Annotated in this window: 6 protein-coding genes and 2 pseudogenes; 5 read left to right on the top strand and 3 right to left on the bottom strand. The window is 67.1% G+C overall.

The features are described 5' to 3' along the window. The first annotated feature begins 495 nt into the window (after positions 1–495). Positions 496–2367 carry a DNA (cytosine-5-)-methyltransferase gene (gene dcm / locus ACGFIZ_RS23400; RefSeq protein ID WP_393422442.1) on the top strand — a complete coding sequence of 624 codons (1872 nt, stop codon included), beginning with the start codon at positions 496–498 and terminating at the stop codon, positions 2365–2367. Between the two features lie 60 nt (positions 2368–2427). On the opposite strand, the pseudogene ACGFIZ_RS23395 reads toward dcm, so the two are convergent. The 3 genes and pseudogenes from ACGFIZ_RS23395 to ACGFIZ_RS23385 form a co-directional block, all read right to left on the bottom strand. Beyond that, positions 2428–2631: pseudogene (locus ACGFIZ_RS23395) on the bottom strand (IS1634 family transposase); the annotation flags it as partial. A gap of 135 nt (positions 2632–2766) precedes the next feature. Continuing rightward, positions 2767–6546: a hypothetical protein gene (locus ACGFIZ_RS23390; RefSeq protein WP_393422440.1), complete on the bottom strand. Its 3780-nt coding sequence runs from the start codon at positions 6544–6546 to the stop codon at positions 2767–2769. A gap of 1020 nt (positions 6547–7566) precedes the next feature. Continuing rightward, a complete protein-coding gene (locus tag ACGFIZ_RS23385; protein ID WP_393422438.1) occupies positions 7567–7704 on the bottom strand; it encodes a hypothetical protein in 138 nt (45 codons plus the stop codon). 52 nt (positions 7705–7756) lie between these two features. On the opposite strand from ACGFIZ_RS23385, the pseudogene ACGFIZ_RS23380 reads away from it, so the two are divergent. The 4 genes and pseudogenes from ACGFIZ_RS23380 to ACGFIZ_RS23365 all read left to right on the top strand — a co-directional run. Then, positions 7757–8682, top strand: a pseudogene (locus ACGFIZ_RS23380) (RNA polymerase sigma factor); the annotation flags it as partial. A 1298-nt stretch (positions 8683–9980) separates the two neighbouring features. Beyond that, the gene (locus tag ACGFIZ_RS23375; RefSeq protein WP_393422436.1) at positions 9981–10529 is read left to right on the top strand and encodes a hypothetical protein; all 549 of its coding nucleotides are present in this window, start codon (positions 9981–9983) and stop codon (positions 10527–10529) included. A gap of 3375 nt (positions 10530–13904) precedes the next feature. Continuing rightward, a complete protein-coding gene (locus ACGFIZ_RS23370; protein WP_393422434.1) occupies positions 13905–14297 on the top strand; it encodes a helix-turn-helix domain-containing protein in 393 nt (130 codons plus the stop codon). 2 nt (positions 14298–14299) lie between these two features. Further along, on the top strand, positions 14300–15769 hold the full coding sequence (locus ACGFIZ_RS23365; RefSeq protein WP_393422432.1) for a tyrosine-type recombinase/integrase: 1470 nt from the start codon (positions 14300–14302) through the stop codon (positions 15767–15769). Positions 15770–15985: the final 216 nt, after the last annotated feature.

Genomic DNA, 15985 nt, shown 5'->3' with positions numbered 1-15985 from the left:
GGGCCCCTTCCGGAGAGCCCTGTCGCTCAGGAAGTCAGACATGGGCGCGCACACGCGCAGAACCGCGTGGGCCGAACCAGCGGCATGATGCCCACGCGGGAAGGGCGTGGTCGCGGCGCAGTGCTCCTCGGCGCCGCAGCGTCAAGGATACGCAGTCGGTCATGTGCGCCGGGCAGACGAGCGCCTCACATCCGCTACAACTCGAACGTTCGAGGCCTCAATGCGGTGACTGCCATCTGGCTGGGGCTGTATGTGCGGTCCCGTACGTACGCCACGTACCCGGTAGCGGCGAGAGCAGCCGCCCAACCTGCGCGGAACGATGGCGGGTTGGGCGAATCTGTACATGATCTTCGGATGAAGTTATTGACCTTGTGCCCGCTGCGCGGCAGGATCGTTGAGAGCTGCGGCCGGGTCGACGCCGCAGCTATTTTCGTGCTAGAACCTGGTCGGTCAGGGGAGGCCGTGGCCATCCAGGGTAAATTACCATGATGTAAGATGGTTGAGGGCGAGGACTGGGTGTCAACGAGACGTAGCGGTACGGTCGTTGAGGAGGGTGGCCCCGACGTCTTCCCACAACAAGACCCCCAGGGGACGATCCTGCGGGTGGCCGAACTACTGGAGGTCACCTACCGCTCCGCTGACCTAGGCAACATTACTGACGATGTCCTGAGTGAGACCCTCTACATCCTTCTTAGCCTGCAGACGCAGGAGCTGGTGTACCAGCGCATGTGGAGCGCATTGCGAGAGCGGTTTCCCACATGGGTCGACGCGATGAAAGCGTCGCGTGAGGAGCTGGAGGGCGTACTGCGCATCGGCGGCCTGCAGCACCAACGCGCGATCAAACTGCAGAACATACTTCGGGCGGTCCACGTCGACAACCTCAGCCGAGGTGTGGGACCTGCTGCGGGACAAGATTTAACCTTGGAGTACCTGCGCGAACTCGACGCAGAGGAAGCCGAACGCTTCTTGCTCAGCCTTCCCGGCGTCGGAACTAAGTCTGCCCGCTGCGTCGAATCTTACGCGCTGGGCCTTGACCGTTTCGCGGTCGATACCCATATTCAGCGCATATTCAACCGGTTGGGAATAGTTAGAGACACGCGGGCAAAATTCGATCACGATGCCTTCGAGCGGGTAGTCCCACCCCGACTGCGTCGGCAGCTTCATATCAATATGATCCACCATGGGCGCATGGTATGTAGTAGCAAGCCACAGTGTGGCAGTTGCGTCCTTGTCTCGTTCTGCCCTCCGGCGTCCCGGTCAAGCAACTCCGATGCAGGTCGACTGACAGCGACACCGAGGACCCGACAGCCAGTCGCGATCGATTTGTTTGGCGGAGCCGGAGGGTTGGGACACGGCTTTACGAAGGCCGGCTACCGTATCGCACTCGCCGTGGAACGTGATCGTCATGCCGCACAAACCTATCGCGCCAACAACCCCGGCGTTCCAGTAATCGAGGCCGATGTCGCGACTCTCAAGGCAAGTGACATCCGGCGAGTTTGTCCCGACCTTGGGGAGCCGGACGTAATCTTGGCGGGCCCGCCGTGTCAAGGCTACTCTCATGCAGGCTTGCGGCAACCTGAAGACGGAAAGAACAAACTGTTTGAGCATGTCGTGCGCCTTGCGGAGGAACTTGGTGCCCGATACATTGTGCTGGAAAATGTTCCCGGATTGCGGCGAGTCAATGGCGTCGGATTCGAAGACCGCATCCTCCGCCGCCTACGCAGAAAATTTAACGCCGAAGTCTATGAGCTGTTAGCGGCGCACTTCGGGGTGCCGCAGAACCGGCGCAGGCTTTTCTTCCTAGCGCGGCGCAAGGACCTCGGCGCTGCCCCGTCCGCGCCGACACCAACCCACCGGGTCCCAGGAGCACCAGCCGAGGCTAACGGCCAAGCGCTGCTCGACACTCCCCGGCTCGAAGACGTGCTCCGAGGTCCGCTGGAGCTTCCCGCTGCTACTGACGCCGAGTACAAGGTGCTGTCCGATGGCAGCGTCCTGCGGAACGCGTCCACAATGAAGCATTCTGACAAGGTTGTTAAAAAAATCGAGGGGATTGAGCGAGGGCAAGGGCCTATCTCCTACCGCCGGCTAGAGCTCGACCTCGCGCGCACTCTCGTTGCTGGTCATCGCGCTCTGCCGGTGCATCCTTGGCTGCATCGCTCGATATCGGTACGCGAGGCCGCGCGTATCCAGGGTTTTGAAGACGATTACTTTTTCTGTGGTCCGCGATGGGAGCAGCCGCTGCAGGTTGCAAACGCCGTACCGCCACCTGTCGGCCATGCTGTCGCGGTTCATCTGAACGAATACATCGATGCGGACGATCAGAAGGCCAACAGGCAGGGGTGCGTCGAGCCACCAAGGCTTTCCTAGAAGTTTGGGATTCCGAGCAAAGATTATGAACCAGCACTGTCTTGCCTGATTCCGGCCAGATTAGCGCGCACCTCGGCGGTCGTGGATGCGATCCGGGGCGTTGCAGAGGTCGTCGGGTAGAGGGTCGGCGGCGGTGATGGCGTGGGCGCCGGCCTGGATTTCGACGGTGCGGTAGCGGCGGGCGGTGCGGACGAACTTCTTGATCGACCAGCCGGTGCGGTCTTCGATCCAGCGGCTGACTGCGAGGGCGGCGAACACGATGGTGGTAGGCGTCGATGACGAAGCCGGCCGTGACGGGGGTGCCGCCGGGGCAGGTTTCTTGCTATGGCCGGCCAAAGGGTCTACCCAAGGACGAATCAGGGTCCCTCGGATTCCGCAAGCATGAAGGGCGAATATTGACTAGCTGTCGAGTCCCTCAAGAAAGCGCTTCGCCTCTTCGTCGTTCCGTCGGCCCTCTTCGCGGTATGTCGCCGCCATGTCTCGGAGGGCTGCGGCAGTTCGGGGGTGCGTTGCCTGTACGGCCGCTGCCCACTTCTCGTACTTGGCTGCCAATTCATATTCCTGTCTGCCGCCCTCAGTCATGCTTCGAGATGTAATACCCCGCTTGTTGAATAGTCCGATCGTGAAGCCGCGTCCAAGGCGGTCGTTTGGTTCAGTCTCAAGAATATTTCGGACCGGCAGACTTGGGAACGTTCCATCCGGGTCCGTCGGGGCGTGGGCCAATACTTCGCCGATCTGGAGTTCACCTATCTCCAGACGGCCTGACTTGGACAGCAGATCGCGTGTCTCAACTAGCCAGCGCTCGAGGGCTTCGCCGTCCACGCTGCCATCCTCGCGGGACCCGGGAACGACGCGCCATCCGCGAAGCAATCTGTAAGCATTCGAAGCTAGCCTCGGATTGACGGCTCGTTGTTCGGTGTCAGCATCCTTGTGGTCGGGCTTGAAAGCCAGTTCGATGACTTGAACGAACATCTGCGGCTCCCGTGCGAGAAGCCGTTGCAGTGCGGGGGTGCGCGATTCGCCGCGAAGGAGTGGTAAAAACTTCCACTCGAGCATTGCAATGGTCGTGTTGTCGGCGTCGTGATCCTTCAGGTAATTAAGAAGCCGCACAATATCGTACTCCGAAACGCGCGCCGTTTCAGGATCATCCACCGCACCGAACTTTGCCAAAGCTTCGATAACGAGTTCGACTTCCACCCCGTCCGCGAGACGCTCCGCATACATGCTCAATACGTCCACAGCCACCGCCGCACGTCCGTGGCGGATCAGTTGCCTTGCGGAGTCGTTCACCTGAGGGAAGTCTGCTCCGCGCCCGTAAGGCGTGAACTCGGACCAGTAAGCATTTTCCACATCAGAGCCGTACTCAGGCAGCAGTTGCCAAACGGCTTGCAGGTCGGAGACAGTCTGAAGAAGCCGTGCTTGAAGAAGAGGCCGGCCGCCGAAGCGCTCAACCCACGACTGCGCCGCGTCCAGAGCGCCCTGCAACCGCGCCCTCGCGAAACCCTCAGCGAACTGAACGACACGAGGCTCGGGGCTATCTAGTAGTGCAAGGGCGTCGTAATCATGGCTGTCGTCGACGGAGGCGAGTGCGTACCCTACAGCCCAGGGCAATTCAACGGTCGCCGCGAGTTCCACGACGCTGTCCATGCCCTCGTCAACCAAGATTTGCCGAACAGCTTCACGCCTTGCAGTCTCCACGGCGGCGTCATGGGCCTTCAGGTCGTCAGCCGGCGAAACTCCGATGTCGGGATGCCAATCATCGAATAGCCAGCGGTGAGTCTCCTTGGGCCTCGCGGGCCTGATGCGGTCAGCCGCGTCGGCCAGCGGCGCAAGCCACTCCTCAGAGAGCGCCCAGCCCGCGCCGGAGTACTGTCGATGCCTTCGGACGTAGCTGTTTATCGCATCCCAGAGGGCGATTCTCGCTTCGGGTGTCAAGTCCGTCGGCGCCAAAGAACTCAGATTCGCTATCACCCGACGCCGATATTGTGTGGCCAGTTGGCCCAACTTGGGAATCACCGACGCCCACCGATCAGGCTCCGCTTCAGCCATACGGAGAATTCTTCCGGAAGCCGCGTCCACCATCTCATTGAACTCAGGCTCCGGAACGACTGTCTGGTCCGATTTTACCCACTCTCGGAATCGCGGGCGATGGCTCTGTAGCGCGAAAGCCGACTGTTCAGGCAACATGCTCAGGAGCACTTCCCACACCACGTCCTTGTGCCTCCGCGTCAGCGCATCCAAGATCTGTATGCGAGTCGACAAGGGCGCGGACGTCTGAGGCGCCCAGGGCCTGAAGATGGCTTGAAGACTCGCCACCGGGCGATTGCTGAGTCGGCCACCCGGATCAATCTCCGCGAGGGAGGCCAATACCTCGGCTGCATAGCCCACGTGCTGGTCCGACCACGCGACACCTTCCAACGCCCAGAGGAATCCCGTGTGCGGGCTGCTCACGTTCCAATGGTGGTCGGTGTCTTGGAACAGGTTTCTTGCGACGGGACGCGAACCGCTTGCAGCATGAGAGAGCGCCCGAAGAAACGCATCCGGCGCCGCCTCAGCGAGGAGAGGAACTACATCCTCAATCGATGTCCACAGGTGTGGAGAATCATCCTTGATTGCCCGGTTGAAGAGGCTCCAGACAACTCTCTCGGCCCATTGCCGTGCAGTCCGACCACTTGAGAGTCGAACTTCGTCTCCGCGTGCACCCAAGACGGCCAGTGAACGACTCAGGCCCTTCCGCAGGTCAGAAGAATGAACACGAGCCTTGCCATGGACTGCGGCAAGCCAGCGCTCCTCTGCAGGCAACTCGAGACGCGGGTCAACGGCAGCGAGAACCGTCTGTACAGCACGTTCGAGTGCTTCCAAGTCACTCTCGGTGATAATTTGTCGAATGGCTCGCCAGGAGTCCTCTGGGGCGGAAACCGCCCACGTAGCGCCCACCCTCGTGAACAAAGGATCTGCTTGTTGGATCGCCTTCTGGAGCCGATCAACGAGGTCACCTATCTCGCTTCCGCTGAGGGCCTCCAGAACCTCGACGTCACCGCTTCGAGTTTGGCTCCAGGCCCCGGCGAGCCAAGCACGGCGGACCATTCGCTCGGAGAGATCTGTGAACCATGCCTCGGGGTCTCGCTGACCAAAGCGGGTTGCGACGCGGCGTAGCGCGACCAGGCTCTTGTTGCCAGCGCGGACGTATCGGTCGAGGTCCGTCTCAGGCACGTTGGCTTTGCGAAGCGCGGCCTGAAGAGCCAAATGGTCCAAAGGAGGCAGGTCGATGTCCACGTCGCCATCGGGCTCGGTGATGATAAAGACCACATGATGGTTCTCGACGAGGTGCGCGTCGCGCTGGAGTTGCTCCTCGTAAGGTAGAAGGATCAAGAGGCTCGATGTGTGGTCAAGCCGCCGGAGCGTAACGCCATCGTGGACCAATAGAGACCTCGACAGCATAGGCTCAGCCTGATCCGGCCCCGCCGCCAGCATCGAGCATGCGGCGAATGCCAGACCGTCATCCACGCTGGCCGCTCGAATGAAGGTACGGCCGACGTCTTCGGCCATGCGACGAACGAGAGCTGCCGCGTGGTCTTCCCGCCCCGCCAGCACGACATGCGGCGTCAACGTAGGCTCGAATCCTCTCGAGAACCGACCCCACCAGTCTTCAATGGAGGTCGCGCCGAAAGGCTCCATGCCCAACAGCTCGGAGAGCCAGACCTGGACCGCAGGCGATACCTCCAGCGCTTGCTCGATGTCGTCGGCGTCGAGCACCCGCACATCACGCCACTGACCCTCATCGCGGCGCCTCTGCTCCCAGTCCTTCTTCTTGTCCCAGCGCCGGGGCGTGACAAATACGAATGTCGTGGTGGCCTTGTCGACTCCCAGCGGATTGTCCGTCCGGGTGCGGTAGTCGCTCTGCGCCTTCTTCTCCGGATCCCCTCCAACGCCCATCTCCCACACGCTGAGGCCTTCGGGCACGAAGGGCGTCGAGCGAGTGGCGTCTACTACTCCGTCGTAACCGGGAAGACCAACGCCGTCGCCGCCGCGCATCTCGACGCGCTGAACCTGGTCGTTCTCGGCACGCACGAGGCGGCGCACCAGTACCGGGAGGTCGGCTTGAGCGGACCGCGTATCCGCCCAGCGCTCAAGATCACTGGCGTCGGCCAGGTGAGGCAGCCCGCCACTCGCCGCCATGAGCCGCGCCTCCTCTCGTCAACACGGGCAAGCCTAATGCCGCTGCACACGTAGCGGTGTAGTCGCGGTGGCGGTTTGCAGCGGCGATCATCTGCTCGGCCGGCTCGGTCCAAGGCGGCGGTGTGTCGGTCGACGAGCGCGGTCCGGGCTCGGCCGTCAGGACGGGTCGTTGCGGTCGGCCTACCAGGGCAGGGGACGAGTTCCGGGTCGTCGTCGAGCGGGGCCGGGCAGGGCGGGCTGGATACCCGTGGGCGAACAGAGGCGCGACGGCAGGGGGGTTCAGAAGCCGGGTGACCTCGTCGGCGGCGTCGCGGATGGCTCCGAGCTGGTCGATGCGGTCCTGCTGGGCACCGACTGCGGCCGCCTAGCCGTAGTGGTACTGGGTGTGGGACTGGGCGGCGAGGCGGCCGGCGAGCAGCTCCGACAGCGGGGCGTGGGCAGCAGTCTCATCGGGTAGCCACACCGGCCCATCAACGGCGGCGGCCGGATCGCGCACGAGCCCGCACGCGGGACAACGATGCTGTTCGCGTCGGCGATGTCCCGGCCGGTCTACCCGCCCCCACTCGGTTGTCGCGGCGGGCGGCGGCGAGCTGCTTGCTGGCGGCGACGAGGAACGTGACGGCGCGGGCCTCGGCGGCAGGTAGTGCGGACACCGGCCCTGCCAGGCCCGGTCCGCGGCGTAGGCGAGGTAACGGCCGAACTTCTCGCGCAGCACGCCTGGCTCACGCTGGTGGCGGTGCCGGTGATGTCGTCGTGGTCGACGCTGACCAGCAGCGCGGGGTCCGGGGTCAACCAGCAGGTGCGGGTGCCCCAGCCGGGCGAGGTGGTTTTTCATTTTTGCCAGTCAGCCCGGTCCGACCACCACCACCTGCCAAGTGCTAGGCCGGCGGTCAAGCCATGGTCGCGGACTGCGGGCGGCGGTTCCCGTGACCAGGCGGGCGCCGGTGGTCCGCAGCCGCTGCCCTGTCTGTCAGCCATGGCCGGCGACGGCTTCTTCCAAGAGCGCTGCACCGGTGAGGATTAACCCGCAACCTCGCAGTCCGGGCAACCGGTCAGATCGGCGCCGGACTCGACGTCCAGCACCACCAGGCCCTGTTTACCGCCAACGTCGGGATCGCGGATGACATCGAGGGCGTGCCTGGCCTCCACGCCGAGCAACTCATCGATCCGAGCACACCACGACGCGACAGGACCACACGTACGGTGACGTATGAGGCCTTCTCTCACGCCGAGCGTGCTCGGGATCCTCGTCCGCCGCGGAGCCGACTTCGCGGCGGCCGAGGACGCCGTCCAGGACGCCCTCGTCGAGGCGGTCCGCGTCTGGCCGGCCGACCCGCCGCGGGACCCGAAGGGCTGGCTGGTCGCCGTGGCCTGGCGCCGGTTCCTCGACACGACCCGAGCGGATGCCGCCCGCCGCCGGCGTGAGGACCTCGTCGACGAGGAGCCGCCGCCCGGGCCCACGCCGGCGGTGGACGACACGCTCCAGCTGTACTTCCTGTGCGCCCACCCGTCGCTGACGCCGTCGTCGGCGGTCGCGCTCACGCTGCGCGCCGTCGGCGGGCTGACCACCCGCCAGATCGCCCAGGCCTACCTGGTGCCCGAGGCGACCATGGCGCAGCGCATCAGCCGGGCCAAGCGCACCGTGGCCGGCGTGCGGTTCGACCAGCCCGGCGACGTCGCCACCGTGCTGCGCGTCCTCTACCTGGTCTTCAACGAGGGCTACTCCGGCGACGTCGACCTTGCCGCCGAGGCCATCCGGCTCACCCGGCAACTCGCGGCCACGATCGACCACCCCGAGGTGGCGGGGCTGCTCGCCCTCATGCTGCTCCACCACGCCCGGCGTGATACACGGACCGCACCCGACAGCAGCCTCGTGCCCCTCGCAGAGCAGGACCGCGGCAGGTGGGACACCACGATGATCGCCGAGGGCGTCGAGATCCTGCAGGCGGCCCTCGCCCGCGACCGGCTGGGCGAGTTCCAGGCCCAAGCCGCCATCGCGGCACTGCACGCCGACGCCCCCACCGCCGAGGAGACCGACTGGGTGCAGATCGTCGACTGGTACGACGAGCTTACGCTCCGGGCTGGCGGCCCTCGCGGCGCTGGACGACTCACTGCCACGCCACACAGCGACGGCGACCTGACCACGGCGGCATGAGTGTATGCCGAGGCAGCCCACAAGGCCCCAACCTCGCCGAACGCGACCACCTGACACGCCAAACCGCCCGACTCAACACCCACCAGCGTCGCTGACGGGACGCGCTCGGATCCCCGCCCGCGCCCGTCAGCCGGTACCAGGCGTAGTCGCCCTTGACCACCTGCTGCCGGTCCGGCTGGACCCTCGTCGGTGAGCCGGTCGAGCGTGCCGTAGCGCGTGCCAGGCCGCAGCGCCAGCCGCCCGCTGGATAGCGCGGCGGCATCGCTGATGACGCCGTAGCTATGTATGGGCTTCCGCGCGAGGGCGACACTGGCGGTGCGTTGCCCCCGGGCCACTGCGGTTCGGCACTCGGCCGTTGATCGTCTCGTCACCTCGGTTCATGCGGCCGTAGCCGCGAGAGCGGCTGGCCGGGGCGACCGCCGCCGGATTGGGGAGGCCGCTGGCCGCGCGGGTGCGGTGGTGAACCAACCGCGAAACGCCGACGACCGAGGTGCGACCACGGCGGCGTGTCCGTGCGCTCGCCGGGTCGTGTCCCGCGTGGCGGCTGGCCGCGCTGGGCGGGCCAGGTCCATGGCCCGGCGGGCGGCGCGGGCTGCGTCGCACATGCCGCGCTGGCTGGCGCACTGGAGGTTGCGGCAGTTGCCGCGGTTGTCGGGCTGGTGCGCGCCGATCACATCGAGGGCGAGCCGCCACAGGAGCGGGTCGGTCACATCGTCGGGGATCACAGCGAGCAGGCTGAGGCGTTCACGAGGCATGGCGGAGCCCTTTCGTCGATGGGTCACGCCGTCCGCAGCTGCGAGGCGGACGGACAACGGACACGATCGACGCTCGCCTTTGACAGAAGGTCAAGTCGTCTCGCCTGAGCGGCTATCCCGGGTTGGCGGCGTAGAGGTAGGCGTAGCAGAGAATCCGCTGGTCGTTGGTGTGAGGAGGGAGCGTGGCCGCGGTTCAGGCAGTACCTCGATCGCCGGAGGCAGGGTCCGGTGGCGCTTGCCGCCGAAACGCCGTGCAGGCTGGTACGGCAGGGAGCTTGTCTGGCGACGCCCGACGACGACGCGGTCGCTCCCGTCGTTGGTGGCGCTCGTGGGTGCCACAGCCTGATCTGACTTTGGCCGGTCGTCGGCGTCGCCGAGCCTGGTCGGTCGCGCGACTGCCGATAGGACGTTCGGTGATCAACCAGGCCCGCCCCCGGGACAGGGCCGTAGCCGAGGTCGGCGCCGGTGACGTTTCGTAGTGTTCAAGCGGTGGAAGGCGGCGGTTGCCGGTGGGAGGGTGAGCGGTGGCGCGTACCTGGCTGTCCGTACGGGTCGAGTTGGTCTCCGGTCGCGGCGTCGACCTGTGGCCTCGGCCGGGCAGGGTCTTCGTGGCGAGCCGGTCGCATACCTTCGCCCAGCTCGCTGACGCGATCGACCTGGCGTTCGCCCGTTGGGACCTGGCCCACATGCACATGTTCACGTTGGCTGACCAAACCCAGGTCACGCCGCTTGAGCTGTGGGATGGCGAGGCCCCCGAGGGCAGCGTCGACAGCGACCGGGCCAAGCTGAGTCGTCTGGGTGGCGGCGAGCAGTTCGCGTACGTGTTCGACTTCGGTGACGACTGGACGCACCTGTGCACGGTCGCCGAGTCCCGCATCGACCCGCTGGAGACGCTCGGCGGCATGCCCAGCGAGCCGATGCCGTACTTCGGGTGGGGTGACCTGCCTGATCAGTACGGACGGCGGTGGGACGGTGACGACGGCGAGGCGCCGCCGCCGGAACGGCCGCGGCGACCGCTTACTGAGCTTCCGCCGCTGCTGCCGTGGTGGGGACCCCGCCAGCGCGGACAGTAGCGGTCCAGAAGTCGTCGGACGGCATGCACCGTGGCGGGTTCACCTGTCAGCGCGCGAGTAAGTCGGGCGACGGGCTCTTGATCGACGAGATGCGCGGCGGGAAGAGGTAAAAGCAGCCTGTTCGCCGGCCAGGCTCTGATCGTGTGCCCCGGCCTGGGCGCCCGGCGACAGGTCACCTTTGCTGGACCGGGTGAGGACTGCGCTGCCTGCCCGCGCCGTAGCTCGGGTCGGACGCACGTGGACGGCGGCAGGGCAGGACCACCGATGGCGGAACGGGACCGTTCGAGGTGCGCTGGACAACTGCGGGGACTGCGGCCGTGGGGCGGGAACCCTCGCTTGGAGGCGTGGAGCGGTGCCACACCGCGTGCCGACGTGACGGCGGGTCGAGGCTGACCCGCCGTTGCGGTGCTGGCCCGCTCGACGCGCCAGCGACCGATCTTGACCCGCCCACGGGCGTCCCTTCGCAGGTCGCGGTTCACCGCCCGACCACGGTGCCGCTCCGTCCGGTAGCGCCGCAGCCGTCAGTGCTGAGCAGGCGGGGCCCCAGTCGTGCTCCGGGACGTTGCTGTCCGCGTCGAGGACGGTCGGGTGCCTCGCTTTCTGCGCATCGTCTACGTCGCGGGTACGGTCGGCGCTGGACACGCGGCGGGCCGTCGCAACGGTAGAGGTTGATGTGCTCAGTTCATCGTGACCGGCCGGGATCACCAAGTCCACGATCGAGGCTCCAGGCCCGGCCGAGCAGCGTGGTGGCGGGGCGGCAACCGGCCGACCGGCCGCGAGGGCGGGTGGGCGAGGCGACGCGGGCGACGCCGAGCTGCGGGCGGGCGTGAAGTTGTTGCTGGTCATCTGAGAGTGGGTGGTCTTCGACGATCGCTCTGGTGCGACAGGAAGTCAACGGCCTGCGCCGGTCACCTTCAGGCGGCGTCTGGCGACGCCGTTGTCGTCCTGGCGGCCACGCCTGTTGCCGCCTATCAGGTCCGGCCGGTCCGCTGGGATGTTCGGCCTGGTCGTGGGTCACCAGGAGGAGGCCGTCTCGACCCCGCCGCCGTGGAACGCCGGCAGCCTCCTGGGGGAAGTAGCGAAAGGAAACTCCCTCCTACGGAGGGAGTCTGGAAATGTCACCGCCGGTGACGAGCGACGGTCACCGGCGGTGTGCTGCACTGACAGCCGCCTGCGGCCGTCACGCCTGGTGCGATGGTCGTGAGCGGTGGTGAAGGCGCGGTGAAGTCCCAGGGGAAGACGTCATGGAAGACCCCGAACGAGCTCGCCAGATGGCCGCTCGCCGGCGGTCTCTCCACATCTCACCTGCCCGCCTCCCTTGCGCAGACGGTCGTAGACCAGCCCGACGCCGACCGCCCAGGCCAAGTCGACCCGCATGGGTCCGGGTCCGGCCATGGCCGCCGCGTGGAAACTCTCCCCGCCCTCAAACCGGCTCTTGTCAGCTCCAGCGAACGCCCCGGGCGTCTAACAACGATCTGACACGGCTCCGACAAGGCGCCGCCGGGTCTGACAGACCAGCTCAGCCGCCATACGCCCGTCCAGCAGCTGGGAGACGCGGCCACCGGCTTTCAGGCGTCTCCGTCCCCGCACCGCGGTGTTCGGCAGTAGCGTCAGGGTCCAGCCGTGATGATCTGACATTCGGCACCGCCCGTCGAGCCGGTGAGGCCGGCGTGCGAGGCGGCGGGCCTTCTACCAGGGCTGTCAGGTCAGCCCCTCCGCTGTCAGAGGTCTGTCAGATCCGGGGGGCGTTCGCCAGAGCTGACAGAATCCGGTTTGAGGGTGTCAGCGCACCACGCCCCACCGAGGCGACCACAGACCCCGGTGCCGCGGCCACCGGCGATCAACGTACCGAGCCCCTGCCACGCTCCCATCTGTAAACCGTCGTTTGTGTGCTCTGGCGAACGCCTGCGGAACTCACAACCACTCACAGTGCTTCGCGGTGCCGGGCGGGCCAGCGGCCAGGCGGATCCTTGATCGGCGTTCTGAGCAGGGCTGTGAGAACGAGCGGCCCCCCGCGCCGGGGTGCCCAACGAGGGGTATCCGGCGACGTACACGCCGTCGCTCACAGCGACCCACAGCGACTCACACACGCTCACGCGGTCGGCGTGGGTGGGCGACGACGAGACTGGCACGCGTCGATGTGGCGGCGGCGCCGGGGGGCCTACATCACAACTCGATCATGGCGGCTCTGCCCCGCTCGCCGGGGAATGGTGTCGGCGTCTTGCCCCGCGCCGAACGCCGTTCCGCGGCCGGAGGCAGGACACGCCCGCCCCGAGACGCAACCGGACGCGTGCGTCACGGCATCTCGCGATGTCAATCAGGCATATCGATGGGCGCGGCGTGATCGCACGGCGGACGCCGGCAAAGGCCAAAGGTGGCCGCAAGGGCCGGCGGGTCACCCGCCGCGTGTCCGGACATGTACGTGACCGCGCGACCATCCAACTGCCATCGTCGATTGGCATGGACGTGCGCGGACATGGCGCCAAAGCGGTACGCCGCCTGTGTCCGCAGCGCGGCTCGCCAGCGGCCACGGCGTTGGTCAACGCGCACAGAGCGGCGCCGAGGCCTGACCATGTCATCGAAGTAGGTCGTTGACAAATGTCCGGCCAGGGTCGCTGAACAGGGATTGGACACGCTCGCGGACACGGGTCACGCGTGCACGACGACGTGTGGTGGCCACATGCCCGCCTTCGCGCCGACGGCGGCCATACCCGAGCGGCACCGACCACGGCCACGCGGACAGGCGTGCCAACGACCGGTGGCCATGGCGTCCCTCTGCGCCGCCGACGTGTCCGAGGGGCACCGTGCCCATCCACCGACATGAGTGCCAGGCGGGCCGTCACGTCATAGGCCGAGTGACATGTCCGGGCCGCGATGACATCTCCGTGACCACGGCGTCGGACGGCGCGGACCGTACTCCACCCTCCTTGTCATCGGCGGAATCCACTGTCACGGCGACCGGTGCCGGCGGCAGCGGTCTGGCGCCAGGCGCGGGCGCGTACCCCAGCGACGCGGCCCAACAGGCAGCTCTGTGAGCGGCTGTGAGTCGCTGTGAGTGGGGCAGGCGTTCGCCAGCGCACACAAACGCGGGTTTAAGGGTGTCAGCGCACGGCCTGCGCGACGCGGGAGCCGACGACCAGATCAGCGATCACCCGCCGCATCACCACGCCCCTCGTCGACACCCACCACGTCGACCCGACCCGACCGATCCGGTCGCTGGCGGTCTGTCGGCAGCGTCAGCGTACGGCGCGCCGCCGATGCCCCGGCCGACCTCCGCTGCGGCGTCGGTACCAGGTCGGCCTGCCGCCTCACCGTCTCCGCCCACACCCAGCCGGGCGACACCCTCACGTCTCTATCACCGGAAGGACCACTGCGATGACCACCCCTGAACACCACTCCGACCTCGTACCTTCTGCCCGCCCGTCCGAGAACGGCTCAGATGCGTGGACCGCCGAGCGGATCCGCGCCCTGGGCGCGGTCACCGACCTGGCCACTGCGGCCCGGATCTTCGGGCTGTCCCGTTCCGTCGCCTACGACCTGGCCAAGCGTGGCCAGTTCCCGGTCGCGGTGCTGCGTTTCGGCAGCCGTTACCGGGTGCCGGTCGCGGCCATCCTCCACGCTCTGCACCTGCCGACCGCCGACGAACCCGAGCCGCCGAGCCCGCCGCTGGACGGCGACTTGATCCCGGGCGGAAGGCACGCGTGGATCACCCCGCACCGAATCCGCAGCCCCCGGCTGCCGCACACCCCGACTGAAGGGAACACCTGATCATGGCGGAAGGATCCGTCTTCAAACGCTGCTCCTGCCGCGACGGCAACGGCCGCAAGCTCGGCAACCGCTGTCCGCAGCTGCGGCGGGCGGGTGGGGCGTGGAGTCCCACCCACGGCCGGTGGGCCTACCAACTCGAACTGCCCACCCACCCCGGCCAGCCGCGCCGGCAGCTGCGTCGCAGCACCTTCGGCTCCCGCGACGCCGCCGTCACCGACCGCGACCACGCCAAAACGTTGCTCGCCCTCGCCGGCGGCGATGCGGCTGTCGCGGCCGAGATCGCCGACCTGCTCCTCGCCGTCGCCTCGGGCGCCCCGCTGCCGGACTGTGACACCATCGCCCGGCGGGTCCGGGCCGGGTTGCCCGCCACCGCCGCGACGACCGTCGGCGAGTACCTGACCTCGTGGCTGGCGTCCCGGCGCGGCATCGAACCCGCCACCGTCCTCGCCTACGGGTCACACATCCGTACCCACCTGGTGCCGCACCTCGGCGACATCCCGCTGGTCAAGTTACGGGTCGAGCACATCGAGGCGATGTTCACCGCCATCGCCGATCGGAACACCGCCATCGAGATCGCCCGGCAAAGCGACAAGCCGTGGATCCGCGCCAGCGTGCGCGGCATGCGCCCCACAAGGCCGTCCACCATGCACCGCATCCGCGCCACCCTGCGCAAGGCACTCAACGACGCCATCCGCAGAAGCAACAACCGGCTCATCGACTTCAACCCCGCAGCCCACGTCGAACTGCCCTCCAGTGCCCGCCCCAAGGCACGGGTGTGGACCGCCAAGGCCGTACAGAAGTGGCACGACACCGGCGAGCGGCCCAGCCCGGTCATGGTGTGGACCCCGCAGCAGGCCGGGGAGTTCCTCGACTACGCCGAGGACCACGACATCGCCCTCTACCCGCTGTTCGTGCTCATCCTCCACCGCGGCCTACGCCGCGGCGAGGCCATCGGACTCACCGACACCGCCGTCGACCTCGACAACGCCCTGGTCAGCGTCACCCAGCAGCTGACCACCCACGGCTACACGCCCGTGGTCAAGAAGGTCAAGTCCGAGTCCGGTAACCGGGTGCTGGCCATCGACAGCTTCACCCACACGGCGCTGCGCGCCCACCACGCCCGCCGCGCCGGATGGAAACTGGCCTGCGGCCAGGCGTGGCCCGACACCGGATTCTTCTTCGTCCAACCCGACGGGCAGCCCTGGCACCCCCAGGCCGTTACCGACCGGTTCGAAGCCCTCGTCCGCGACGCCGGACTGCCCCCGATCCGGCTGCACGACCTCCGGCACTGCGCCGCCACCTACCTCAAGGCGGCCGGCGCCGACCTCAAGGACATCCAGGAACTGCTCGGCCACTCATCCCTCGCGATGACCGACACCTACACCTCCGTCATCGCCGAACTCGACGTCGAACGCGCCAAAGCCGAAGCCGCCGCCAAACTCGTCCCCCGCCGGCGCCGACGAGCCGCGTAACGCACGCACCGTCGGTGGTACACGACGCCGGATGCGGTCGGCACGCCAGAATGTCCGACCGCATCCGGCCCACCACCACAGGCACCCCAGACACCCGCAACTCCGCCGGCCGAGACGCCCTCGTCGCCCCTCGCCCTACGCGCCCAACACCGACGCCACAGCTGGCCTGGCGCAGGTAGACGGGAACCCACGGCTCTCGCGACGGAATGCGGCGAC

This window comes from Micromonospora sp. NPDC048830, from assembly GCF_043198215.1.
Classification (GTDB): Bacteria; Actinomycetota; Actinomycetes; order Mycobacteriales; family Micromonosporaceae; genus Micromonospora.
Note: the sequence above shows the minus strand (reverse complement) of the source record. Positions and strands in the feature narration are given on the sequence as shown.